The following is a 22,441-nucleotide window of genomic DNA, read 5'->3' on the forward strand; positions in this document are numbered from 1 at the left end:
GAACGCGCAGACACCGCGGCTGGTGGGGGACGTGAACGGGGACGGGACGCCGGACATCGTGGGGTTCGGGGCCTCGTCGACCTTCGTGGCGCTGGGCTCGCGGGACGCCTCCGGTCACCTGAGCTTCGCGATGGACCCGACGAAGACGATCGGGGATTTCGGCTACCAGGAGGGCTGGGACAGCGCCACGACGGTGCGGGCGCTGGCGGACGTGGACGGGTCGGGGCACCAGAGCCTGGTGCTGAGCGGCTACGCCGGCACCCAGGTCTGGCAGGTCGCCTAGAGCAGTATCCGATCACGTTGCAATCGGACACTGCTCTAGGTGTTTGATCTTTACGCATTTTCTGCGACGAACCGGTATCCACCTCGTTGGAAAATGCTCTAAGGCGCGGGGTCGCCCAAGAAATCATGATCGCGTACCCGGCGGCCGAGACGGCGGCCCTTCGATCCGGTCGAACCCGGTCCCTAGGGAGATTCCCTTAAGAGCTGAACCGGAATGTCGCGGCCGCCTCCGGCCGCGTAGCCATGGACCCCGTCACGCGTTCCCGACGAGGATCCCCATGCCGCTCGCCCTCGCCACCGCCAGCCTCGCCCCCGCGCCGGGCCTCGGGCTCGCGCCGGCCACCCGCGTCCCGCAGGACCTGGGACCGGAGACGCGCCGCCGCTTCGAGGCCGACGAGGAGATCTACGCCGAGGGCGACCGCGCCGCGGCCGTCTACCGGGTCGTGTCCGGCGCGGTGCGGACCTACCGGCTGCTGAGCGACGGGCGGCGGCAGATCGACGGCTTCCACCTGCCGGGCGACATCTTCGGCATCGAGGCCGGGGGCGAGCGCCGCTCCGGCGCCGACGCGGTGACCGACACCCTCGTCGGCGTCCATCGCCGCAGCGACCGGGACGCGCTGGTGCGCCAGGAGGGTCCGCTCGCGCGCGAGGTGGTCGCGTCCATGATGCGGGCGCTGGAGCGGGCGCAGGACCACATGGTGCTGCTGGGCCGGAAATCCGCCCGGGAGCGCGTCGCGAGCTTCCTGCTCGGGCTCTCGGAGCGGGCCGGGGCCGGCGGCCCCGTGGCGCTGCCGATGTCGCGGGCCGACATCGCCGACCATCTCGGCCTGACGATGGAGAGTGTCTCGCGCACGCTCACGCAGCTGGAGCGGGAGGGCCTCATCGCGCTCCCGGCCCACCGGCGCTCCGTCGTGCTCAAGGACGAGGCGGCGCTCCGGCGCCTGGACGGCTGACCGGCACCCGGCCGGAATGTTGCCCGGCGAAGGGCCGCGGTCTAGGACAGACTCCTCAAGCCCCCCGGCCCCGCAGCACCGGGGGCCTCTGCCCCAGGGCTCGCGGCTGCCATGACGGATCCCGCAGACGCCTCCAGCCCCCATCCGGCCGGCAACGGGTCGCTCAGCGTCGAGGCGCTGCGGAACGCCCTCGACGAGGCGGGGGTCTGCGTCTGGTCGCTCGACATCGCGACCGGCCGCGTGACGGTCTCACCCGGCAGCATCCGGCTGTTCGGCGTCCCGCCCGAGCGCCTGACCTCCCTCGCCGCGACGCAGGACCTCGTCCATCCGGAGGACCGCGACGCCCGCGCGCAGGCCATCCGGCACGCCCTGGAGACGGGCGGGGGCTACGAGGTCGAGTACCGGGTCCTGCGGCCCGACGGACAGACCCTGTGGGTGCGCGCGCGGGGCCGGGTGACGCGGGACCCGGACGGGCGGCCGGCCCACCTGCGCGGCGTGGTGTTCAGCATTCACGCGCAGCGGCAGGTGGAGGAGGAGCTGCGCGCCCGCGAGGCGCATCTGCGCTCGATCCTGGAGACGGTGCCGGACGCGATGATCGTCATCGACGAGCAGGCGCAGATCCGCTCCTTCAGCGCCGCCGCCGTGCGCCAGTTCGGCTACGCCCCCGAGGAGGTGGAGGGGCAGAACGTCAGCGTCCTGATGCCGGAGCCCTACCGCAGCCAGCACGACACCTACATGGCCCGCTACCTCGCCACCGGGGACCGGCGCATCATCGGCATCGGCCGCGTGGTGGTGGGCCAGCACAAGGACGGCGCGACCTTCCCGATGGAACTCGCGGTCGGCGAGATGCGCTCGGCCGGGGCGCGCTACTTCACGGGCTTCATCCGCGACCTCACCGAGCGCCGGCGCACCGAGACGCGGCTGCAGGAGCTGCAATCCGAGCTCGTGCACATGTCGCGCTTCACGGCGCTCGGCGAGATGGCCTCGACGCTCGCCCATGAGATCAACCAGCCGCTCACCGCCATCGCCAGCTACCTGAAGGGCTGCCGCCGCCTGCTGCAGCGCCTGCAGGCGCCCGAGGCGGCGCTCCTCTCCGAGGCGGTCGACCAGGCCGCCGACCAGGCGCTCCGGGCGGGCCAGGTCATCCGCCACCTGCGGGAATTCGTTTCGCGCGGCGAGGGCGAGCGGCACATCGAGGGGCTGCCGAAGCTGATCGAGGAGGCGAGCGCGCTCGCCCTCGTCGGCGCCAAGGAATGCGGCGTGCGCGTCACCTTCGCGTTCGACCCCGACGCCCCGCTGGTGCTCGCCGACCGCATCCAGGTGCAGCAGGTGCTCCTGAACCTCATCCGCAACGCCATCGAGGCGATGCAGGACGCACCCCGGCGCGCGCTGCGGGTGACCACGCGGGCGCTGCCCGCGGAGGGGCTGGTGGAGATCGGCGTGGCCGATACCGGCCCGGGCCTCGCGCCGGAGGTGGCCGCGCGCCTGTTCCAGCCCTTCGTGACGACGAAGGCGCACGGCATGGGGGTCGGCCTGTCGATCTGCCGCACCATCGTGGAGGCCCATGGGGGCAAGATCCGGGTGGAATCGCGCCCGGGGCAGGGGACCGATTTCCGCTTCACCCTGAGGGCGGTCGACAGGCGGGAGCTCGACGATGTCCGCTGAGCCGGTGGTGCACGTGGTCGACGACGACGCGGCGGTGCGGCGGTCGCTGGCCTTCCTGCTCGCCTCGGACGGGCTGCCGGTGCGGCTGCACGGCTCGGCCGCGGCCCTCCTCGACGCCGTCCCGGAGGTCACGGGCTGCGTGGTCACGGACGTGCGCATGCCGGACCTCGACGGCCTCGAACTGCTGCGCCGGCTGCGGGCGCGGGGCGACGCCGCACCGGTGATCGTGATGACCGGCCACGCGGACGTGCCGCTGGCCGTGGCGGCGATGAAGGAGGGCGCCATCGACTTCATCGAGAAGCCCTTCGACGACGAGGTCTTCCTCGCGATCGTCCGGGCCGCCCTCGACCGCCGGCGCGAGAGCGCCGAGCAGGACGCCGCCGCGGCGGACCTCCGCCGGCGCGTCGCCGCGCTCTCGGCGCGCGAGGGACAGGTGCTCGACGCCCTCGTCGCCGGCAAGGCCAACAAGGTCATCGCCCGGGACCTCGGGATCAGTCCGCGCACGGTCGAGATCTACCGCGCCAACCTGATGGCGAAGATGCGGGCCGGCAGCCTCTCCGAACTGGTGCGCATGGCCCTCGTGGCGGGCGGGCGCAGCGCCTGAGCCTCATCCGCGGCGATCAAGCTGATCCCATATCTTACCGCGGGCGGAAGGATCCGTGATCGACTCATCACCTGAACGGAGGCGTGTTGTGTCTTCCAGAGGTGTTCAGCCGATGAGTCTGTCAGGGGCGTTGACGGTCGCCTCCTTGAGCGAGAGGTTCCCCGCGTCACGATCTTCGACGCAGGGCTCAAATCTCACCGCAACGACGATGTCTTGCGGGCGCATTCCATTTAGTGGAACCGCGCCGCGAGGCCGAGTTCCGCCACCGCCACGCCGAGCGTCACCGTCGTGGTCAGGAGGAGGCTGAGCGCCAGCACGTCCAGGCGCCGGATGCGGCGGTCGGGACGGTTGTCGTTGGCCGGCCGGGGCGGGGGCAGGGCGGGCCCGCCGCGTGGGCTCGCCCGCAGGTCGATCTCCAGACCATCGTGAGGCAAGGCGGAGTCCTCCGGCTCCGGAGCGGACCGCACCGGTTTCGGGTCGGATCCTTTGTGACTCCGGGCCCGCGGCGCCGCAAGCGGCGCCGGCCCCTCAGCGCGTCGGCGGCAGCGCCCGCTGGAGCCGCACGCGGATCGTCGCGCCCGGCTCGGCGAGCCGAAAGGCGGCGGCGGCGAAATCCGGCCGGCCGCCGCGGCCGGCATTGTTCGAGAAGCCGTAGGGCTCCCGCGGCAGGCCGAGCGGCGTGCGAGTGAGGCGCCCGTCCCCGTCGAGATCCTGGAAGGCCGCCACCGCGTAGGTCCCGGGGGGCACCCCGGTGAAGCCGAAGCGCAGCCGCGCGGCGCTCGCGGGCTGGTTCTGGCCCAGGCGGCAGGATTCCTCCGTCAGCCCCCCGGCGCAGAGCGCCACGTAGACCGCGCCCGCCCCCGGCTGCGCCCCGTCGAGATCGACGACGAGGTCGGCCGCGGCCGCGGGCGCCGCCGGGACGAGCGCCGACAGGAGTGCCGGGATCAGCGCGGCGCGCGCCCTCACGTGGCCTCCCGGGGCGGCGCGACCTCGAGGGGCGGCGCGAGGTCCGGCAGGGCGGGGCGGCGCTCGCGGGCCAGATCCTCCAGCAGGAGCCGCGCCGTGATGCGGGCGCCCTCGTAGATCACCGGCAGGCCGGAGCCCGGATGGGTGCCGCCGCCGACGAGGTAGAGGCCGCGCCCGAAGCGGTTGTGCGGGCGGAAATACAGCATCTGGCCGAGATCGTGCGAGAGGTTGAAGGTCGCCCCCTCGTTCACCGCGAAGTCGTCGCGCCAGTGGGTCGGGTCGACGATGCGCTCGTAGCGGATGCGGCTCTCGATGTCGGGGATCCCGAGGAGCTTCAGCCGGTCGAGGACGAGGCGGCGGTAGCCCGCCCGGGTGGCCTCCCAGTCGATCCCGGCGCGCAGGTTCGGCACCGGCACCAGCACGTAGAGGCTGGTATGGCCGGGGGGCGCCATGCCGCCATCCGTGAAGCCCGCGTGCTGCACGTAGAGCGAGGGCTGCATCGGCAGGGTGCCGCCGGAGATCTCCGCGATGTTGCGCCGGTAATCCTCGGCGAGGAGGATCGTGTGGTGGCCCAGGCCCTCCGGCATCCGGCCCTCGATGCCGAGATAGAGCATGAAGGTCGAGCAGGAGAGCCGCGCCCGGTCGAGCTTGGCGTCCCGCCAACGCGGACGGTGCCGCTCCGGCACCAGGGCCCGCACCACCTTGGCGAAGTCGCCGTTGACGACCACCGAATCGGCCTCGATGCGCTCGCCCCCGGCCTCGACGCCGACGGCGCGGTCATCGCGGAACAGCACCCGGTCGACGGTGGTGCCGAGCCGGATGTCGACGCCGAGCCGCCGGGCGAGCCCGGCCATCGCCTCCGACACCGCCCCGCAGCCGCCCACCGGATGGAACACTCCGTGCTCGTATTCGAGGAAGCTCAGGATGGTGAACAGGCTCGGGCAGCGGAAGGGCGACATCCCGAGGTACTTGGTCTGGAACGAGAAGGCGAGGCGCACCCGCGGATCGGCGAAGGTGCGCTGCAGGTCGCGGTCGACCGTGGCGTGGGGGCGCAGCAGCGGCAGGGCCCGGAGCATCGCCGGCGAGGCGAGGCTGCGCAGGGTGTCGAAGGCCTGCTCCAACACCGGCCGGAAGGCCTGGAGCTTGGCGCGGTTGTCCGCGAGGTAGGCCGGCACGTTCGCCGCGTCGGCGGGGGCGAGCCGGGCGATCTCGGCCTGGAGCCGGGCCACGTCCGAGGAGGCGCGGATCTCGCCGCCGCCCTCGAAGACGAGGTGGTAGAGGGGATCGAGGCGCTCGAGCCGGACGTGGTCCTCCAGCCGCTCGCCGCAGGAGGCGAAGATGTCGGCGAGGATGCGCGGGTAGAGGAAGAAGGTCGGCCCGATGTCGAAGCGGTAGCCGCCCGGCGCCGTCACCGTGCGGGTGCGGCCGCCGACGCAATCGTCCTTCTCGACGAGGGTGACGTGGACGCCCTCGCGCGCGAGGAGCAGCGCCACCGCCAGGCCGCCGGGCCCCGCCCCCACCACCACCGCACGCCGCCCCGACAGGGTGCGGTAGCCTTCTCGCGGCTGAAGCAACGCGTCGCTCCTCAGGCGTCTGGTCCGGATGAACCGTCCGGATGAAGCGGTTTCCCCCTACGGCCTAGTTTGGCGCGCGCGGCCGCAGCGGCAATTGCCGCTCTTTGTCGCGCTGGACGGAGCGTGACAGGATCGCGCGCCAGGGACCGGGCGGGACGGGGGATCCGGATGGACATCGAGGAGCGGCTGCGCGAGCGGCTGCGCAAGGCCGAGCGCCTGTTCGCGGGCGCCGCGACGGCGGGCGAGCGGGACGCGGCCGAGGCGGCGCTGGGGCGCCTGCGGGCGCGCCTCGCCGAGACGGCGCGGCGCGAGCCACCGGTCGAGCTGAAGCTCACCGTGCCGGACGCGTGGTCGGCCCGGCTGCTGATCGCGCTCTGCCGCCGCTACGGCCTGCGCCCCTACCGCTACGCCCGCCAGCGCCGCACGACCGTAATGGTGCGCGCGCCGCGCTCGGTCTTCGACGCGGTGGTCTGGGCGCCGTTCACGGCCCTGCACGAGGAGATGCAGGTGTTCTTCGAGGAGACGACCGAGCGGCTGATCCGCCGGGCGGTGCACGGCGAGGCGCAGGACGCCGAGACGGTGCCGGAGGCGCTGCCGGGCGGCTGACGCGATCAGCCCCCGGAGAGCCGCCCGCCCCCGATCCGGTGCAGGGCCACCGCGCCCGCCGCCGCGACATTGAGCGAGTCGACGCCCGGCGCCATGGCGATCCGCACCCGCCGGGCGCGGGCCATGAGGGCCTCGGGGAGCCCGGTGCCCTCGGTGCCGAGCAGCAGCATCGCCCGGGAGAGGGGCGGCAGCGCCACCAGATCCTCCGCGCCCGAGGGACTCAGCGCCAGGGGTTCGAGGCCGTGGCGCGCGCAGAGGGCGATGAGCGCCTCCCCGTCCGGGACGCGGCCGAAGGGCAGGGTCAGGGCGGTGCCGGCCGAGACCCGGATCGCCTTGCGGTAGAGGGGATCGCAGGTGGCGGCGTCGAGCAGCACCGCGTCGGCCCCGAAGGCGGCGGCGTTGCGGAAGAGGCCGCCGACGTTGTCGTGGTTGGCGAGGCCGACGAGGCCCAGGAGGAGCGCGGGGCCCGCCGGCACCAGGGAATCCGGGTCCGGCGGCGGACCGGAGAGCCCGATCGCCAGCACGCCGCGGTGGATCGGGAAGCCGGCGAGCGCGCCCATCACCGGGCGGGGCGCCACGTAGACCGGGGCGGCGAGGGCCGCCGCCGCCAGGGCGGGCGCGAGGCCCGGCAGGCGCTCGGGCGAGAGCAGGACCGACTCGATCCCGAACCGGGCCCGCCCGGAGAGCAGCACCCGCAGCACCACCTCGCCCTCGGCGACGAAGCGGCCCTGGCGCCCGACGAGGTCGCGCTCGCGGATGGCCGCGTAGGCGGCGAGCCGCGGGTCGGCGGGATCGTCGATGCGGACCGGGTCGAGCAAGGGGCGGCGTCAGCCCTTGGCGCGGGCCGCTAGGGGATCGGCCTCGGCCTTGGTCGGCACCTTCACCAGCGCCTCGCCGTCGAGGACGGTCTCGCCGCCGACGCTGCAGGTGCAGGTGAGGCGGGCGCGGCGGCGCTCGGGGACGAGTTCGGCCACCTCGACGGTGACGTCGACCGTGTCGCCGATGCGCACGGGGGCGCGGAAGTTCAGGCTCTGGCTGATATAGACCGCGCCCGGCCCCGGCAGGCGGGTGCCGAGCACCGCCGAGATCAGCCCCGCCGTGTACAGGCCGTGGGCGATGCGCGTGCCGAAGGGCGTGCGGGCCGCGAAATGCTCCGAGAGGTGGATCGGGTTGCGGTCGCCGGTGATCTCCGCGAAGCCGACCACGTCGGAGGACGAGATGGTCTTCGACAGGGTCTCGGCCATGCCGACGGCGAGATCCTCGAAGTACAGAACGCGCAGTTCGGGCAGCATCGCGTGTCTCTCCCTCTGGCGCGCGGGCGCGCCCCGGCGCGGCGCCCGCGCGTCGTGCGGCCTCGCACAGGTTGCCGGACGAATCCAGTGCACGAAGGTCGGGACCGGGACTCCGCCCGGCCCCGAGGGTTGGCGCGCCCCGCGCGGGCGGGGCATAGACGCGGGCCCGGTCCCGCACGACGGAGCGACAGGATGCCCGGCCACGCCCCCTTGGCGCCCCTGCGCCTGCTGCCCCTCTCCGACCTGCACCTGGAGCGGCGCAAGCCCGCCGACCTCCCGCCGCTCGCCGAGGCCTTCGACGTCCTCGTCTGCGCGGGCGACGTCTGGGAGGGGCAGCCGGAGCGCGGCCTGGCGGTGCTGCTCGCCCTCGCGGGCGACCGCCCGGTGGTGCTGGTGCCGGGCAACCACGAGCATTACGCGCCGGCGGGCGATCGCCGCACGGCGCCGGCGCTGCTCGCGGCCCTCGCCGCGGAGGCGGAGCGGATCAACCGGGAGGCCGGGTGGCGCCGGATCGCGCTGCTGCGGGCCGGGGAGGGGACGGTGATCGCGGGCGTGCGCTTCGTCGGCGCGACGCTGTGGAGCGACTGGTCCCTGGCCGGCCGCTGGCTCGCCCCCGACGCCCCGGCCCGGCCCGCCGACCCGGTGGCCTACGCGGCCGCCCGCATGACCGATCCGCTCACCGGCTCGCGGGAGTTCCGGGCGATCCGGCTGGGGGATTGCAGCCCCTGGACCCCCGAGGCCGCGATGGCGGCGCATGCCCGCGACCGCGCCCGCCTGGAAGCGGCGCTCGCGGTGCCGCATGCCGGGCCGACCGTGGTGGTGACCCACCACCCGCCCATCGCCGAATCCGCCGACCGCTACCGCGACGCCCCGGGCGTGCCCTGGTGGGTGCCGGCCTTCTACGCGACGACGCTGCTGGAGGATCTGGCACCGGCCGCACGGCCTGTGCTGTGGATCTCGGGGCATTTCCACGCCGCGCACGACCTCGTCCTGCACGGGACGCGCTGCGTGGCGAACCCCGTGGAGGGGAAGAGCTTCGATCCGGGGCGGGTGGTCGCGGTAGATGCCCGGTCCGCGAGCGCGTGCGAAGCATCCGATCGCCGCTGAGATCGGGGTGCCCACGGCGGTTGCCGCACACGGGCGCGCAAGACCGGTCGGACGGATGGTCTCGACCTTCGCCCAGCGGATTTATCAGCTCTGACGCATGCGAATACCGACACAAAAGCGATTGACAGAGCAAGCGAGGTCTATAAATCACAGCTGCTGCAGTTCTGGAAAACGAAATCATGTTTCAGACATGGCGCAATTTTTTTCGCCGATCTCAAATCCAGCACGTGGTGGCGACGAAAATCGAATCCGTTTCTTCGAAAGTAAAATTCGAGTCCGATGCTCGGATTTGTATTTGTCTCAGCGGACAACTTCGCTCTCCGGCAATCGCACTTGAAAACTTAAGGGCCGCCTGCAGCAATCACAGCGTGACAGTCATTCTGTCGACATGGTCGAAGATCGGCCGACGCATCGACGGAACCGTGAGTGCATCGCAAGCCTATCGCATGTTCGAACCAGACGCAGCAAGCGCTATTAGCTGGTCTTGGTTTGGGACGTCTCTCTCTTCATTCCTACCTGCTCTCTACGATGAGACCAAGCATAAGCTCGAGGGTCATGACGCGGACGTCCAGGCCGACGAAGATCGAATCGAGACGATAGTTAGAAGCTATTTCCCCGACGCTATCATCGATATTGAAGATTCCGACGTTTTGGATTTATCTTTCGAAGCGGAGAGGGTTGATCCGAATTCGATGCGCATGTTCTACAAGGCCTGGAGGGTCAACGAGATCAAGCGACGCCTCGAGCGAAAGCGCGGTCGTCAATTTGACTACGTCATCCGTATGCGGCCTGATTTCCTGCTGAACACGATCGATGAAGCTTTCATTTCCAGTTCGTGCACAGAAAAATGCATTCTGGTCGACGGGAAAATCGAAGGTCAACTATGGGCGGATGACAGTCTTGCCATCGGAAAATCTGAAGCGATTGATAAATATTGTCGTGTTTTTGGTAAACTTGTCATAGACAGGGAAAATTGGGATTTCATCCATCGCGAATTGGGATCTCATCTCCAATCGATGGGCATCGATTTTGTCCGCTATCCTTATCACGGTTACATCGCGCCCGATATCAAATTTAGCTGCGATGATGTGATCCGAGCCCTGAGACATCAACAGAATACAGGCACAACATGGTCTCTCAACCACATCATCAGCCTGCGATCGCTGGAAATTTTCGAAGCGATCTCACGGGGCGATCTAGCGGCGGCAGATGGCAAGTTAGAAGAACTGCTCACCGATCAAGAACTCAAATCGGCGCCGAAAGACGGCTTGTTCTTCGTCCTCGGCGAGCTTTCTCGGGCGAAGAACCACCATCGCAAAGCGTTCGCCCTGTTCGCTCTCGCGATCACGGCGCGCGACAGGGATGCCGTCGCGGAGCAATGGTATCCCATTCAGCGTGCCGCGACGGTCGCGGCCAGGCTTCCGGACATCATCACTGCCGACCGCTCCGCTGCGATCGTCGAGGACATCTCCCATTATTCATTCTCGGACGTGTTTTCACATCGTGTCGCAGACATCATTAAAGAGTTATTCGGCAGCATGCACCCCAGAGTGGAAGCGACGTTGCCCAAAATCATCTCATCGAATCATTTTATAGAGCGCTATACGCGAGAGCTGGACCATGCCGATCGCTCGGAGGAGGCGCTTGTCATTCTGGGAGATGCGGTCAGATCCGGAAAGATCACGGATCTTGGAACACGCTACCGGCTGGCCGATCGGTACAAGGCTTCGGGCAAATACGTGGAAGCTTATCAAACACAGAAGGCCGCCATGGTCCTCGACGTGCCTCATGCCGGTGCGAACCGACAGCTCGCGGAAATCTGTGCGAGCCTGGGGGAGTGGGAGGAGGCTCATCGCGCCGCCGTCACCGCCTTCACGCTCATTCCGAGCGTCGTCCATGCCATCGTCCTCGCTGCCACGGCCTTGAGGAACGACGATTCCGCGAACTTTGCCCGCGCCATGGAAATGGTACCGCCCGACGCGGAGAACGAGGCCGCGACGCTCGCGATACCCGGCGTCTCATCGATGCTGAAGGACGCCCGAGCAAAGTGGCAAGCCGGCAGCTAAATCTTTCTCAGAATGGGATGCCGGTACTTGATATCCTGTCGGTCCGCAGTGCCGGTCGGCGAGCGAGACGGTGCGGGGCGCTGCTGGAACAGCCCGCGACGGCGCCCCCGTCGCGGGCCGTGTCGCGGACTCGCACCGTTCATCGGAGATCGCGGCGCCTCCGCTCATCGGTGGGCGGTAGGCGAGGTCTGGAACGGGGCCGCGGCGAAGCTGCGTCGGGACCTGAGCGGTCCCCTGGCTCGATCGGTCTCGTTGCTGAGATGCGAGATTGAGGCGTCCGAATTCCCGTCCAGCAGAAGCCGGCCTCCCCGCTGCAGCCCTCGTCACGACGGAGGCCGGCCCGCATCCCGGGCGCCGGCGTCGCAATTCTCCGAAACGGCGAGAGCCTTCCACACGGCCCCAAATGAACCGTGTCCACTCCATGGTCAGCCGACTTCATGAAGAATATGGCAAGAAATTTTTCCGCATGGACGCTATTCCAGGAATGCCTGCAGATCCATATGCATGGCATGACCAAGCAGATCTTTATATACGGCCTGAACTACGACCCAAGCTGCCTCGTGATGGCGATTTTTCGCGATTACAGACTTCATTATTTTCAGGGCCTTAGCATAGTCTCTTCGATCACGCCAAGCATGTTTTCCGCATATGAATGTTGCATTTGGGTCATTTAAAAATACTCCTTCCTGAGTCAACTTTTCTACAATAGGACAATATTTTATGAGAGCTTCAATATCATTCATGTCATCAGCGATTTTAACGGCTGTGGCTGCATTCCATAAAAAATCAGGAGCCATATTGACTGCATTCGTAGCATACTCTTTCGCTTTGGACAGATTTCCGCGCGATCTTTCATAATTAGCAAGAGTATTGAATGCGAAACTCCTGCACTCTTCGTCGATATCGGAGTAATGGGCGATTCGAGACAGCCGCTCGGAATTTTTCCCTAGATCGTCAGCACGAATTAACATCGATCGTTCGACGGCATAACAGGCACGGATGAGCTCTGGATAATTGAGCATTCGCCCAGTATCTTGCGCCTCCAGCTCACGCATGGAACCTTTCGCGGCAGCATCAAGAAACGTCTTCAAATCATATTTTATCTGAATGTAGTTCGGCAACGTATGCATCAAGCCGCGTACGCTGATATGTTGTATCTTTTCAGATCCGCACAACTCCGTGGCCGATAGAGCGCAAACGAGATCCGTTATGGATCCTTCTCCTGTATAAAGAAATACTTTAACTTTTGAGTTTCTAATTTCTTCATAGATATTCAAAGGGCAGTCTCTGCCGTTCAAATGCCCTGGACTCGCGCCACCGACAATATTGAGGATGAACTCCGTCCCCATGCCGATTGCGAAATCTGCGTCGATCAGGGCTCCGTACAAGATTGCCCCGTAGCCGCCCATAGAGCCGCCGAACGTGATAATTTTCGTATCTGCGTTGCGGAGGCTGTCGACTGTTTCCTTCAGCCTCCGCCGCGTCCCCTCGATCGAATCGCCGAAACCGGGAACTCCGTCCAGAAACCACTGACTGTCCGCACAATTGAGGTATATACGGTGAGCGTGTGCAGAACTTAATACATGACGTCCGATATAAACACCGGGAGGTACGAGCACAGGAGCGAAATATATATATATATTATCGGCCCCCTCGCATCGCTCCACGAGATGAAACGCACCTTGGTCAACGACTGAGACATTATACATGTGCAATACCCCCATTCGTGGCACTAATCAACATTGGATACCCTCGACCGTGGCGAGTGTGTGATTCCATCCGATGCAAGAGCAAAGCCATGATGGCATTACATTGGCGCCAGCATCCACGGTAAATCGGGTTTCTTGTTCGGCCTTGAAGTAGCTCTCCCTAAGTACTATCGTATTATATAACAAGTTAGCACGCTTACAATGCTCATTGTCGGCCGTCGTCATCTCAAACCGAGGCGCCGGCTGGCCGAGACGTAAACATTCTCCCGGCGATCGTATGCCGTCACCGGTTCGGTCTGACCGCGTCGGGCCCCCTCTCCGCCTCACCGCCGGCCGGTCGATCGCCGTCTCCCTCGGGCACGGTGGTCGGCATCCGCCCCGCGTATCCGGCAGAATGTCAGGCGTGCGCATCGGAGCCAACGCGCCACGGTCGATATCGACGCTGACACGGTCGACGCTTCGACCGGCGCAACGGGGAGACGGCCATCGGGGCATCCCGGTCACAGCCTTGGTGCGGGCCCGCGATGTTCATCACACAGCCCATCAGAATAGCGCGAAACCTGCGCAAGCAGGCTCGACCACGTGTCAGGCGGAACCCCGACACCTAACCGACCGGCGGCGCGCATCGCGTTGCAATCGCGCGGCGCTCAGGGCCTCTGATTCCGCCAAATTTCCCAAACCAGATCGGCCATGCTTCCGTGGAGCATCGCTCCGGAGTGGCCGCAACCGGATGAGACACGTGAGAGCCCCCCGACGCTCTATGTATTCAATAGAGTCCTGAAGAATGCGACCGTCTTCCCGATCCCTTCCCGGAGTTCCACCGTCGGCTCCCAGTCGAGCACCTGCTTGGCCTTGGTGATGTCCGGCCGGCGCTGCTTCGGGTCGTCGGGCGGCAACGGGCGGTACACCAGCTTCGAGCGCGAGCCCGTCACCTCGAGCACGACCTCGGCGAGTTGGCGGATCGTGAACTCGCCCGGATTGCCAATGTTGATCGGGCCCGTCACCTCCGGGCCGGTGCTCATCATCCGCAGGATCGCCTCGACGAGGTCGTCCACGTAGCAGAACGAGCGCGTCTGCTCGCCGTCCCCGTAGAGGGTGATGTCCTCGCCCTTGAGCGCCTGCACGATCAGGTTCGACACCACGCGCCCGTCGTTCGGGTGCATGCGCGGGCCGTAGGTATTGAAGATCCGCACCACCTTGATCTGCACGTTGTGCTGCCGGTGATAGTCGAAGAACAGCGTCTCGGCGCAGCGCTTGCCCTCGTCGTAGCAGGAGCGGAAGCCGATCGGGTTCACGCGGCCCCAGTACTCCTCGGATTGCGGGTGCACCTCCGGGTCGCCGTAGACCTCGGAGGTCGAGGCCTGCAGCACCTTCGCCCTCACCCGCTTGGCCAGCCCCAGCATGTTGATGGCGCCGTGGACGCTGGTCTTCGTCGTCTGGACCGGGTCGAACTGGTAGTGTACCGGCGAGGCGGGGCAGGCGAGGTTGTAGATCTCGTCGACCTCGACGTAGAGCGGGAAGGTCACGTCGTGCCGCATCAGCTCGAAGCCGGGCTGGCCGAGCAGGTGCCGGACGTTGTGGCGGGTACCGGTGAAGAAGTTATCGAGGCACAGCACCTCGTGGCCCTGCGCCAGCAGCCGCTCGCAGAGATGCGAGCCGAGGAAGCCGGCGCCCCCCGTCACCAGGATCTTCTTGATGTTGCCGTAGCGCATGGTCGTCTCGGAATGGTCCGGAGCGCGCCGCGGGGCGGCCCCTGGGGATCGGGGAGGCGGCGGGGGCGCGGCCGTCAGGCCTGCGCCGCCGGCCGGCCGACGCTCGTATAGGTGAAGCCGTGCTTGCGCGCGTCCTCCGGGCGGTAGACGTTGCGCAGGTCTACCAGCACCGGCGCCGCCATCGCGGCCCGCAGCCGCTTGAGGTCGAGCGCCCGGAAGGCGTCCCACTCCGTCACCAGCACCAGCGCGTCCGCGCCCTCGGCGCAGGAATAGGCGTCCTCAGCGTACTCGACCCCGGTGAGGAGCGGGCGCGCCTGCTCGATGCCCTCGGGATCGTAGGCCCGCACCCGGGCGCCCGCATCCTGCAGCCCCGCGATGATGGCGAGCGAGGGCGCGTCGCGCATGTCGTCGGTGTTGGGCTTGAAGGTCAGGCCGAGCACCGCGATCGTCCGGCCCCGCACGGAGCCGCCGCAGGCCGCGATCACCTTGCGGGCCATCGCCCGCTTGCGCTGGTCGTTGACCGACACCACCGTCTCGACGAGCCGCACCGGCGCGCCCGCGTCCTGCGCGGTCTTGACCAGCGCCAGCGTGTCCTTGGGGAAGCAGGAGCCGCCGTAGCCCGGCCCGGCATGCAGGAACTTCGAGCCGATGCGGTTGTCGAGCCCGATGCCGCGGGCCACCTGCTGCACGTCCGCCCCGACCTTCTCGCAGAGATCCGCCATCTCGTTGATGAAGGTGATCTTGGTGGCCAGGAACGCGTTCGCCGCGTACTTGGTCAGCTCGGCCGTGCGCCGGGTGGTGATCAGGATCGGCGCCTGGTTGAGGTAGAGCGGGCGGTAGAGCTCGCTGATCACCTCGGCCGAGCGAGTCTCTTCGGCCCCGATGACGATGCGGTCGGGGCGCTTGAAGTCGGAGATCGCCGCACCCTCGCGCAGGAATTCCGGGTTCGACACCACGCCGAATTCCGCGTCGGGCCGGGTCTCGCGGATGATCCGCTCCACCTCGTCGCCGGTGCCGACCGGCACCGTCGACTTGGTGACGATGACGGTGAAGCGGGTCAGCGCCCGGGCGATGTCGCGGGCCGCCTGGTGCACGTAGGACAGGTCCGCGAAGCCGTCGCCGCGCCGGGAGGGCGTGCCCACCGCGATGAACACCGCGTCCGCCTCCGCCACGCCCTCGGCGAGGTCGGTCGTGAAGGTGAGCCGGCCCTGGCGGACGTTCTCGGCCACGAGGGCGTCGAGGCCCGGCTCGAAGATCGGCATCCGCCCGGCCTTGAGGGCCTCGATCTTGGCCGGATCCTTGTCGACGCAGGTGACCGTGTGGCCGAAATCGGCGAAGCACGCCCCGGAGACCAGTCCGACATAGCCGGACCCGACCATCGCCACGCGCATCGCTTCACCCCTCGAATCCCGCTCTCATCGCGCGGAATACAGGGCTCCGCCACCGTCCGCAACGGTGCGGGCCGTCCCTTCGTTTGCCGGCCGCCGAGAGGATCCGGGAGCGGGCACGATCCGACCACGGTATTGCGGCCACGCTTGACTCGACCAGAACGCGTCAATACCGATCGCTGCACGCTCAGGATGGGAAGCATGGCGACGGAGACGACGCGCAGACGTGCCCTGATTTCCGGCATCACGGGCCAGGACGGCGCCTATCTGGCGCAGCTTCTGCTCGGGAAAGACTACGAGGTCTTCGGCATCGTGCGCCGGTCGAGCCATGCCGGGATCTTCGACCACCGCCTCAAGTGGCTCGGCATCGCCGAGGACGTCACCCTCATCGATGGAAACCTGATCGACCTGTCGAGCCTGATCCGCATCGTCGGCGACGTCGCGCCCGACGAGGTCTACAATCTGGCGGCGCAATCCTTCGTCGCCTCGTCCTGGCAGCAGCCGATCCTGACCGGGCAGGTCACCGGCCTCGGTGCGACGAACCTGCTCGAGGCGGTGCGCATCATGGCGCCGCGGGCCCGCTTCTACCAAGCCTCCTCCTCGGAGATGTTCGGCCGGATCCAGGAGCGGGAGCAGAGCGAGGCGACCCCCTTCTATCCCCGCTCCCCCTACGGCGTGGCCAAGCTCTACGCCCACTGGATGACCGTCAATTACCGCGAGAGCTTCGGGCTGCACGCCTCGAACGGCATCCTGTTCAACCACGAATCGCCCCTGCGCGGCGTCGAGTTCGTGACCCGCAAGGTCACGGACGGGGTCGCCCGGATCAAGCTCGGCCTCGCCACGCAGCTGCGCCTCGGCAACATCGACGCCAAGCGCGACTGGGGCCACGCGCGGGACTACGTGCGCGCCATGTGGCTGATGCTGCAGCAGGAGGCGCCGGACGACTACGTGGTGGCGACCGGCCGCACGACCACGGTGCGCGACATGTGCCGGATCGCCTTCGCGCATGCGGGCCTCGCCCTCGACGACCACCTCGTCATCGACCCGGCGCTGTTCCGCCCGGCCGAGGTCGACGAGCTGCTGGGCAACCCCGCCAAGGCCGCGCGCGTTCTCGGCTGGGTGCCCCACATCACCCTCGAGGAGATGATCACCGAGATGGTCGACGCGGATCTCGCACGCCTGCGCGCCGCATGACCGGTCCGGCGACCGCCGGAGCGCGGGCGTGAGGCGCATCCTGATCACGGGCGCGACCGGGTTCGTCGGCCGCCACGCGGCCGTCGCGCTGCGGGCGCGGTTCGGTCCCGGGGCCGTGCTGCACGGCCTCGCGCGCAAAGCCGGGGCGGTCCCCCTGCCGGAGGGCGTCGTGCCCGTCCCGGCCGACCTCGCGGACCGGCGGGCCGTCGCGGCGATCCTGCGCGACCTCGCCCCGACCGACATCCTCCACCTCGCGGCGCAAGCTTCCGTGGCCGGCGGCGCGGCCCGGCCGCTCGCCGCCTGGGAGGCGAATGTCGGGAACCTGATCATCCTGGCCGAGGCGATCCTGGCGCAGTGCCCGGCCGCCAACCTCTTCTTCGTGAGTTCGGGCGAGGTCTACGGACGGGCCTTCCTGCCGGGGCAGCCGGTGAGCGAAGCGGTGCCGCCGGCGCCGGTCGGCCCCTACGCGACCACGAAGCGCGTCGGCGAGCAGCTGCTGACCGACGTGCTCGGCGCGGCCGCCGGGCGCCTGGTCATCCTCAGGCCCTTCACGCAGATCGGTCCCGGGCAGGACGAGCGCTTCGCGGTCGCCTCCTTCGCAGCGCAGATCGCCCGCATCGAGGCCGGGCTGACGCCGCCGGTGCTGGAGGTCGGGAACCTCGCGGCGCGACGCGACATCCTGGACGTGCGCGACGTCGCGGAGGCCTACGCGGACCTCGTGGCGGCCGCCGACGGACTGGACAAGACCAGCCTCTACAACATCTGCTCCGGGAGGGCGCGCGCGATCGAGAGCGTCCTGTCCGGACTGGCCGCGCTCGCCCGCGCCCGGTTCGAAGTCAGGATCGCCCCCGACCGACTGCGCCCGTCCGAGATCCCGATCGCGTGCGGAGACGCGGCGGCGCTCGCATCCGCCATCGGCTGGCGGCCGCGGCGGGTCCTGGACGAGACCCTGGCGGACGTGCTCGACGACGCCAGGGCCCGCCTCGGCCGAGGCTAGAGAGGGGCCGCCCGCCGCGGCGGATCCCCACGCGCCGCGGAGGCCGCGGCGCGACCATGGACCAGGAGCCGGCCGGATCGCCGCGCGATCGGATCCGGCTCTCGACGGAGCACCGCCTCCGGCAACAGAAGGGCAGGATGAGAGTGATGACGTTTCCCACGCCGCACGGATCGCTGGCCCCGAACAGCTTCGCGTTCGAATCCCTGCCCCTCGTGGCGCCGACCGGCTTTCGCGAGTACGACGCCCGCTGGCTCTACCCGAAGGACCTGAACCTGATGGGGGTCCAGGCGCTCGGCCTCGGGCTCGCGACCCTGGTGCACGAACTGGGCGTGCGCCCCGACATCGTCACCGGGCACGATTTCCGCTCCTACTCCGCCGCGATCAAGCTCTCGCTCATCGCCGGCATGATGGCCGGGGGCCTGCGGGTGAAGGATATCGGGCTCTGCCTGTCGCCGATGGCCTATTTCGGGCAGTTCGCCCTCGACTGCCCCTGCGTCGCCATGGTGACGGCCTCGCACAACGACAACGGCTGGACCGGCGTGAAGATGGGGGCCGAGCGGCCGATGACCTTCGGGCCGGCCGAGATGACCCGCCTCAAGGAGATCGTGCTCTCGGGCGCCTTCCGGACCCGCGAGGGCGGCGCCTACGCCTTCGTGCCGGACTTCGCGGCGCGCTACCAGGCGGACCTGCTCTCGCGCACGAAGCCCCTCACCCGCAAGCTCAAGGTCGTGGCCGCCTGCGGCAACGGCACCGCCGGGGCCTTCGCGCCGGCCGTGCTGGAGGCGCTCGGCTGCGAGGTCGTGCCCCTCGACACCGAGGCCGACGCGACCTTCCCGCGCTACAATCCCAACCCGGAGGACATGGCGATGCTGCACGCCATCGCCGACACGGTGCGGGCGACCGGGGCCGATGTGGGGCTCGGCTTCGACGGCGACGGCGACCGCTGCGGCGTCGTGGACAACGAGGGCCACGAGATCTTCGCCGACAAGGTCGGCGTGCTCCTCGCCCGCGACCTCTCCCACCTGCATCCGGGCGCCACCTTCGTGGTGGACGTGAAGTCGACCGGCCTCTTCGCGGCCGATCCAGAGCTGCGGGCGCGGGACGTCAAGGCGGATTACTGGAAGACCGGCCATTCCTACATCAAGCGGCGGGTCAACGAGCTCAACGCCCTGGCGGGTTTCGAGAAGTCGGGCCACTTCTTCTTCAACGCGCCGATCGGGCGGGGCTACGACGACGGGCTGATGACGGCGATCGCGGTCGTCGAGATGCTCGACCGCAATCCCGGCCGCTCGCTCGCCGACCTCTACCGGGCGCTGCCCAAGACCTGGGGCTCGCCCACCATGTCGCCCCACTGCGCCGACGAGGTGAAGTACGGCGTGGTCGATCGGGTGACCGCCCGGATGCGGGCCCTGCAGGAGAAGGGCGAGCCGATCGGCGGCGCGCGCATCGTCGACCTCGTCACGGTGAACGGCGTGCGGGTCGTGACCGAGGACGGGACCTGGGGGCTCGTGCGCGCCTCCTCCAACAAGCCGGAGCTGGTGGTCGTGGTCGAGAGCCCGGTCTCCGAGGCGCGGCTGCGCGCGATGTTCCAGGGCGTCGACGGGATACTGCGCGAGAACGCGGAGGTCGGCGCCTACAACCAGACCATCTAGGCCGAACCGGAACCGGCTGGAACGATTCCTGCTGGAACGGTGCCTGCCGGAGGGTTCTCGGCCGAGGGCGTCGCGCGACGGGACGACGACCGGTTCGTCGCCGGACAGGCCGTGAGACCAGAGACGTGGAGCGGGCTCCGCCGGATCCCGCTCCGGACCAACGCCGACGCCCCCCGTGTCGGCCCCTGTTGTCCGGAGGATCCGGTCCGCCGCGACCGGGTCCTCCATCCCGCAGCGGGACGTGGCGCGATCCCTGCGCCGCGTGCCGCCGAAGGATCCTCGAACCGACGGTGACGCCATGAGCACCCTCATCCATCCCGTGATCCTCTGCGGCGGATCGGGCACGCGGCTGTGGCCCGCCTCGCGCGAGAGCCACCCCAAGCAGTTCATCCCGCTGGCGGAGGCGGAGCGCTCCTCCTTCCAGGCCACGGCGCTGCGAGTGGCGGACGGGAGCGTGTTCGCGCGGCCCACCGTCATCACCGCGCAGGACGCGCGCTTCATCGTCGGCGAGCAGCTCACGGCGGCCGGGGTCGAGGCCGATATCCTGCTCGAACCGCAGCGCCGGGACTCCGCCGCGGCGGTGGCGGTGGCGGCGCTCAACGCCGCGCGTGCCGACCGCGAGGCCCTGGTGCTGATCCTCGCCGCCGACCACGTGATCGGCGACACGCCGGCCTTCGTGGCGGCCGCGAAGGCGGCCGCGGTCGCGGCCCGCGACGGCGCCATCATGACGCTCGGCATCGCCCCGACGGCGCCCGCCACCGCCTACGGCTACATCCAGCCCGGCGCGCCGCTCGCGGGCGAGGCCGGGGGGGCGGGCGCCCGACAGGTCGCTCGCTTCCTGGAGAAGCCGGATGCGCGCCGCGCCGAGGGCCTGATCGCCGAGGGCGCCCTGTGGAACAGCGGCTACTTCCTGTTCCGGGCCGACGTGATGATCGAGGAATTGCGGGCCTTCGCGCCGGCGGTGCTGGAGGCCGCCACCCAGTCCCTGGACAAGTCGCGCCGGGACCTCGACTTCATCCGGCTCGACCCGGATTCCTTCGCGCAGGCGCCCAAGATCTCGATCGACTACGCGGTCATGGAGCACACGCGGCGCTGCGGCGTGCTGCCGGTGAGCTTCCCCTGGTCCGACATCGGCACCTGGGGGGCGCTGTGGGAGATCCTGCCGAAGGACGAGGCCGGCAACGCTCTGCGGGGCCGGGTCGCGGTGCGCGAGGCCCGCGACAGCCTCGTCCACAGCTCGGCGGACATCCTGACGACGGTGGTGGGCCTCGACGGGGTCGTGGTGGTGACGACGCCGGACGCGGTGCTGGTGACGAGCCGCGAGGCCGGCGCCGGGGTCAAGGCCCTGGTGGAGGATCTGCGGGGGCAGGGCGCCCCGGAGGCGGACGCGCACCAGCTGATGTACCGGCCCTGGGGCTCCTACCAGCGGATCGACATCGGCCAGCGCTTCCAGGTGAAGCGGATCACCGTGAAGCCCGGCGGCCGGCTCTCGCTGCAGAAGCACTACCACCGGGCCGAACACTGGATCGTGGTGCACGGCACCGCCGAGGTGACCGTGGACGAGCGGGTCTCGCTCGTGCACGAGAACGAGGCGATCTACCTGCCGATCGGCTGCGTCCACCGGCTGGTCAATCCCGGCAAGATCCCCCTGGAGCTGATCGAGGTCCAGGTCGGGAGCTACACGGGCGAGGACGACATCATCCGCATCGAGGACGTGTACGGCCGCCAGGAGTGAGCCCGGCGGGGCGGGCGCCCCATCGCGATGGCCCTGGGGATCGGCGCGGCGCGGGGCTGGCGCGGCCGGCCGCGCCGCGCCAGCATGGCGCCGGGCGCGGCCCCCGTCGGCGGGAGGCCCCGTGCGCGGGAAACTCCCATGGACATCGACGAGGACCGGGTCGACGACGCCGTGCTCGCCCTGCTCTGGCTCACGCTCCACGACCGCAACCGGGCCTGGAAGGAATTCGACTGGGAGACGCTCGGCCGCCTGCACCGCAAGGGCCTGATCGACGATCCGGTCGGCCGCGCGAAATCGGTCGTCCTCACCGAGGAGGGGCTGCAGCGCTCGGAGCCGCTGTTCGGCGCCCTGTTCGCGCGGTCGACCTGAGCGGGGCGAGTAGTGGTCAGACCAGTTCCTCACGTCCTGCGCTGACCCGGGGCCGATGTCGGCCGGATGGGCTGTCTCGGGCGCTGGGGGCACCCACCGCCTTGCGGAGGGGGCGGTCGTTCGCCGCGCACCGTCCGCCGGAGACCTGGAGCCGGTCCGGCGTGCCGGCCAGAGATCGGCCTGGATCCGTGCGTCTTCCGGCGCGAGCGCCGGGCCCTTCGCCCGGACGGGAGCCACCGCGAGCGCGTCGCGCACCACGGCGCTGAAGTCCCTTGCGGGCAACGCCGGATCGGGGGCCGGCGCCGCGCACCACGCCCCGGCGCGACCACGTGCGGCAACGGTCCGGGAAAAATCGGGACGACGGCTGGGCAACCGGGCCGGATGGCTCCCCGAGCAGGACTCGAACCTGCGACAAGGCGATTAACAGTCGCCTGCTCTACCAGCTGAGCTATCGGGGACCGGGCCGGGGCGCCTCTCTAGGCGAAACGGGGCGCGCCGTCAAATCGGCCCGGATCCGCCCCGGCCGCCCCCCGGTCTCGGGCGGCCATGGCGGCTCCCGCCTCGCCCCGC

Annotated in this window: 19 protein-coding genes, 1 tRNA gene and 1 pseudogene; 12 read left to right on the forward strand and 9 right to left on the reverse strand. The window is 69.1% G+C overall.

Annotated elements, in window-relative coordinates:
* The 4 genes and pseudogenes from ACW9J6_RS14575 to fixJ form a co-directional block, all read left to right on the forward strand.
* Positions 1–283 (forward strand): annotated as a pseudogene (locus ACW9J6_RS14575) (hypothetical protein); the annotation flags it as partial.
* A gap of 277 nt (positions 284–560) precedes the next feature.
* Positions 561–1,235 carry a helix-turn-helix domain-containing protein gene (locus ACW9J6_RS14580; protein ID WP_457117205.1) on the forward strand — a complete coding sequence of 225 codons (675 nt, stop codon included), beginning with the start codon at positions 561–563 and terminating at the stop codon, positions 1,233–1,235.
* Positions 1,236–1,346: 111 nt separating this feature from the next.
* Positions 1,347–2,900, forward strand: coding sequence for a PAS domain-containing sensor histidine kinase (locus ACW9J6_RS14585; protein ID WP_457117206.1), 1,554 nt, complete (start codon positions 1,347–1,349; stop codon positions 2,898–2,900).
* The gene (gene fixJ / locus ACW9J6_RS14590; protein ID WP_457117207.1) at positions 2,890–3,504 is read left to right on the forward strand and encodes a response regulator FixJ; all 615 of its coding nucleotides are present in this window, start codon (positions 2,890–2,892) and stop codon (positions 3,502–3,504) included. The genes ACW9J6_RS14585 and fixJ overlap by 11 nt, the downstream gene beginning before the upstream one ends.
* A gap of 230 nt (positions 3,505–3,734) precedes the next feature.
* Here the strand turns inward: fixJ and ACW9J6_RS14595 are convergent, their stop codons facing one another.
* From ACW9J6_RS14595 to crtI, 3 genes are all read right to left on the reverse strand, one after another.
* Positions 3,735–3,938, reverse strand: coding sequence for a hypothetical protein (locus tag ACW9J6_RS14595; protein ID WP_457117208.1), 204 nt, complete (start codon positions 3,936–3,938; stop codon positions 3,735–3,737).
* 94 nt (positions 3,939–4,032) lie between these two features.
* Positions 4,033–4,470 (reverse strand): DUF2141 domain-containing protein, encoded by a 438-nt coding sequence (locus tag ACW9J6_RS14600; RefSeq protein ID WP_457117209.1) that lies wholly within the window; start codon positions 4,468–4,470, stop codon positions 4,033–4,035.
* Positions 4,467–6,044 (reverse strand): phytoene desaturase family protein, encoded by a 1,578-nt coding sequence (gene crtI / locus ACW9J6_RS14605; protein WP_457117210.1) that lies wholly within the window; start codon positions 6,042–6,044, stop codon positions 4,467–4,469. The genes ACW9J6_RS14600 and crtI overlap by 4 nt, the downstream gene beginning before the upstream one ends.
* Before the next feature lie 168 nt (positions 6,045–6,212).
* Between crtI and ACW9J6_RS14610 the strand changes: the two genes are divergently transcribed.
* Complete coding sequence (locus ACW9J6_RS14610; RefSeq protein ID WP_457117211.1) at positions 6,213–6,650, forward strand: hypothetical protein; 438 nt, start codon at positions 6,213–6,215, stop codon at positions 6,648–6,650.
* Between the two features lie 5 nt (positions 6,651–6,655).
* Here ACW9J6_RS14610 and ACW9J6_RS14615 read toward each other — a convergent pair whose 3' ends face one another.
* Together ACW9J6_RS14615 and croR are read right to left on the reverse strand one after the other, a co-directional pair.
* A complete protein-coding gene (locus tag ACW9J6_RS14615; RefSeq protein ID WP_457117212.1) occupies positions 6,656–7,468 on the reverse strand; it encodes a TrmH family RNA methyltransferase in 813 nt (270 codons plus the stop codon).
* A gap of 9 nt (positions 7,469–7,477) precedes the next feature.
* Entirely contained in the window at positions 7,478–7,942 is a 465-nt protein-coding gene (croR, locus tag ACW9J6_RS14620) for a 3-hydroxybutyryl-CoA dehydratase (RefSeq protein ID WP_457117213.1), read from the reverse strand.
* Between the two features lie 192 nt (positions 7,943–8,134).
* Here croR and ACW9J6_RS14625 point away from each other — a divergent pair, with 192 nt between their 5' ends.
* Both ACW9J6_RS14625 and ACW9J6_RS14630 read left to right on the forward strand, forming a co-directional pair.
* The gene (locus ACW9J6_RS14625; protein WP_457117214.1) at positions 8,135–9,049 is read left to right on the forward strand and encodes a metallophosphoesterase; all 915 of its coding nucleotides are present in this window, start codon (positions 8,135–8,137) and stop codon (positions 9,047–9,049) included.
* Between the two features lie 179 nt (positions 9,050–9,228).
* Positions 9,229–11,115: a tetratricopeptide repeat protein gene (locus tag ACW9J6_RS14630; RefSeq protein WP_457117215.1), complete on the forward strand. Its 1,887-nt coding sequence runs from the start codon at positions 9,229–9,231 to the stop codon at positions 11,113–11,115.
* A 473-nt stretch (positions 11,116–11,588) separates the two neighbouring features.
* Here the strand turns inward: ACW9J6_RS14630 and ACW9J6_RS14635 are convergent, their stop codons facing one another.
* The 3 genes from ACW9J6_RS14635 to ACW9J6_RS14645 form a co-directional block, all read right to left on the reverse strand.
* Positions 11,589–12,524 (reverse strand): hypothetical protein, encoded by a 936-nt coding sequence (locus ACW9J6_RS14635; RefSeq protein WP_457117216.1) that lies wholly within the window; start codon positions 12,522–12,524, stop codon positions 11,589–11,591.
* 1,058 nt (positions 12,525–13,582) lie between these two features.
* Positions 13,583–14,536: a UDP-glucuronic acid decarboxylase family protein gene (locus tag ACW9J6_RS14640; protein ID WP_457117217.1), complete on the reverse strand. Its 954-nt coding sequence runs from the start codon at positions 14,534–14,536 to the stop codon at positions 13,583–13,585.
* A gap of 74 nt (positions 14,537–14,610) precedes the next feature.
* Positions 14,611–15,927 (reverse strand): UDP-glucose dehydrogenase family protein, encoded by a 1,317-nt coding sequence (locus tag ACW9J6_RS14645; RefSeq protein ID WP_457117218.1) that lies wholly within the window; start codon positions 15,925–15,927, stop codon positions 14,611–14,613.
* Positions 15,928–16,125: 198 nt separating this feature from the next.
* Here ACW9J6_RS14645 and ACW9J6_RS14650 point away from each other — a divergent pair, with 198 nt between their 5' ends.
* The 5 genes from ACW9J6_RS14650 (at position 16,126) to ACW9J6_RS14670 (ending at position 21,871) form a co-directional block, all read left to right on the forward strand.
* Positions 16,126–17,118, forward strand: a complete 993-nt coding sequence (locus ACW9J6_RS14650; RefSeq protein WP_457117219.1) for a GDP-mannose 4,6-dehydratase — start codon at positions 16,126–16,128, stop codon at positions 17,116–17,118.
* 28 nt (positions 17,119–17,146) lie between these two features.
* A complete protein-coding gene (locus tag ACW9J6_RS14655; RefSeq protein ID WP_457117220.1) occupies positions 17,147–18,115 on the forward strand; it encodes an NAD-dependent epimerase/dehydratase family protein in 969 nt (322 codons plus the stop codon).
* 146 nt (positions 18,116–18,261) lie between these two features.
* Positions 18,262–19,767: a phosphomannomutase/phosphoglucomutase gene (locus ACW9J6_RS14660; RefSeq protein ID WP_457117221.1), complete on the forward strand. Its 1,506-nt coding sequence runs from the start codon at positions 18,262–18,264 to the stop codon at positions 19,765–19,767.
* 298 nt (positions 19,768–20,065) lie between these two features.
* Positions 20,066–21,502: a mannose-1-phosphate guanylyltransferase/mannose-6-phosphate isomerase gene (locus ACW9J6_RS14665; RefSeq protein ID WP_457117222.1), complete on the forward strand. Its 1,437-nt coding sequence runs from the start codon at positions 20,066–20,068 to the stop codon at positions 21,500–21,502.
* A gap of 138 nt (positions 21,503–21,640) precedes the next feature.
* Positions 21,641–21,871, forward strand: a complete 231-nt coding sequence (locus tag ACW9J6_RS14670; RefSeq protein ID WP_457117223.1) for a DUF6429 family protein — start codon at positions 21,641–21,643, stop codon at positions 21,869–21,871.
* 382 nt (positions 21,872–22,253) lie between these two features.
* Here ACW9J6_RS14670 and ACW9J6_RS14675 read toward each other — a convergent pair.
* Positions 22,254–22,329, reverse strand: a tRNA-Asn gene (locus ACW9J6_RS14675).
* Positions 22,330–22,441 lie beyond the last annotated feature (112 nt).

This window comes from Methylobacterium sp. JK268 (assembly GCF_054052225.1).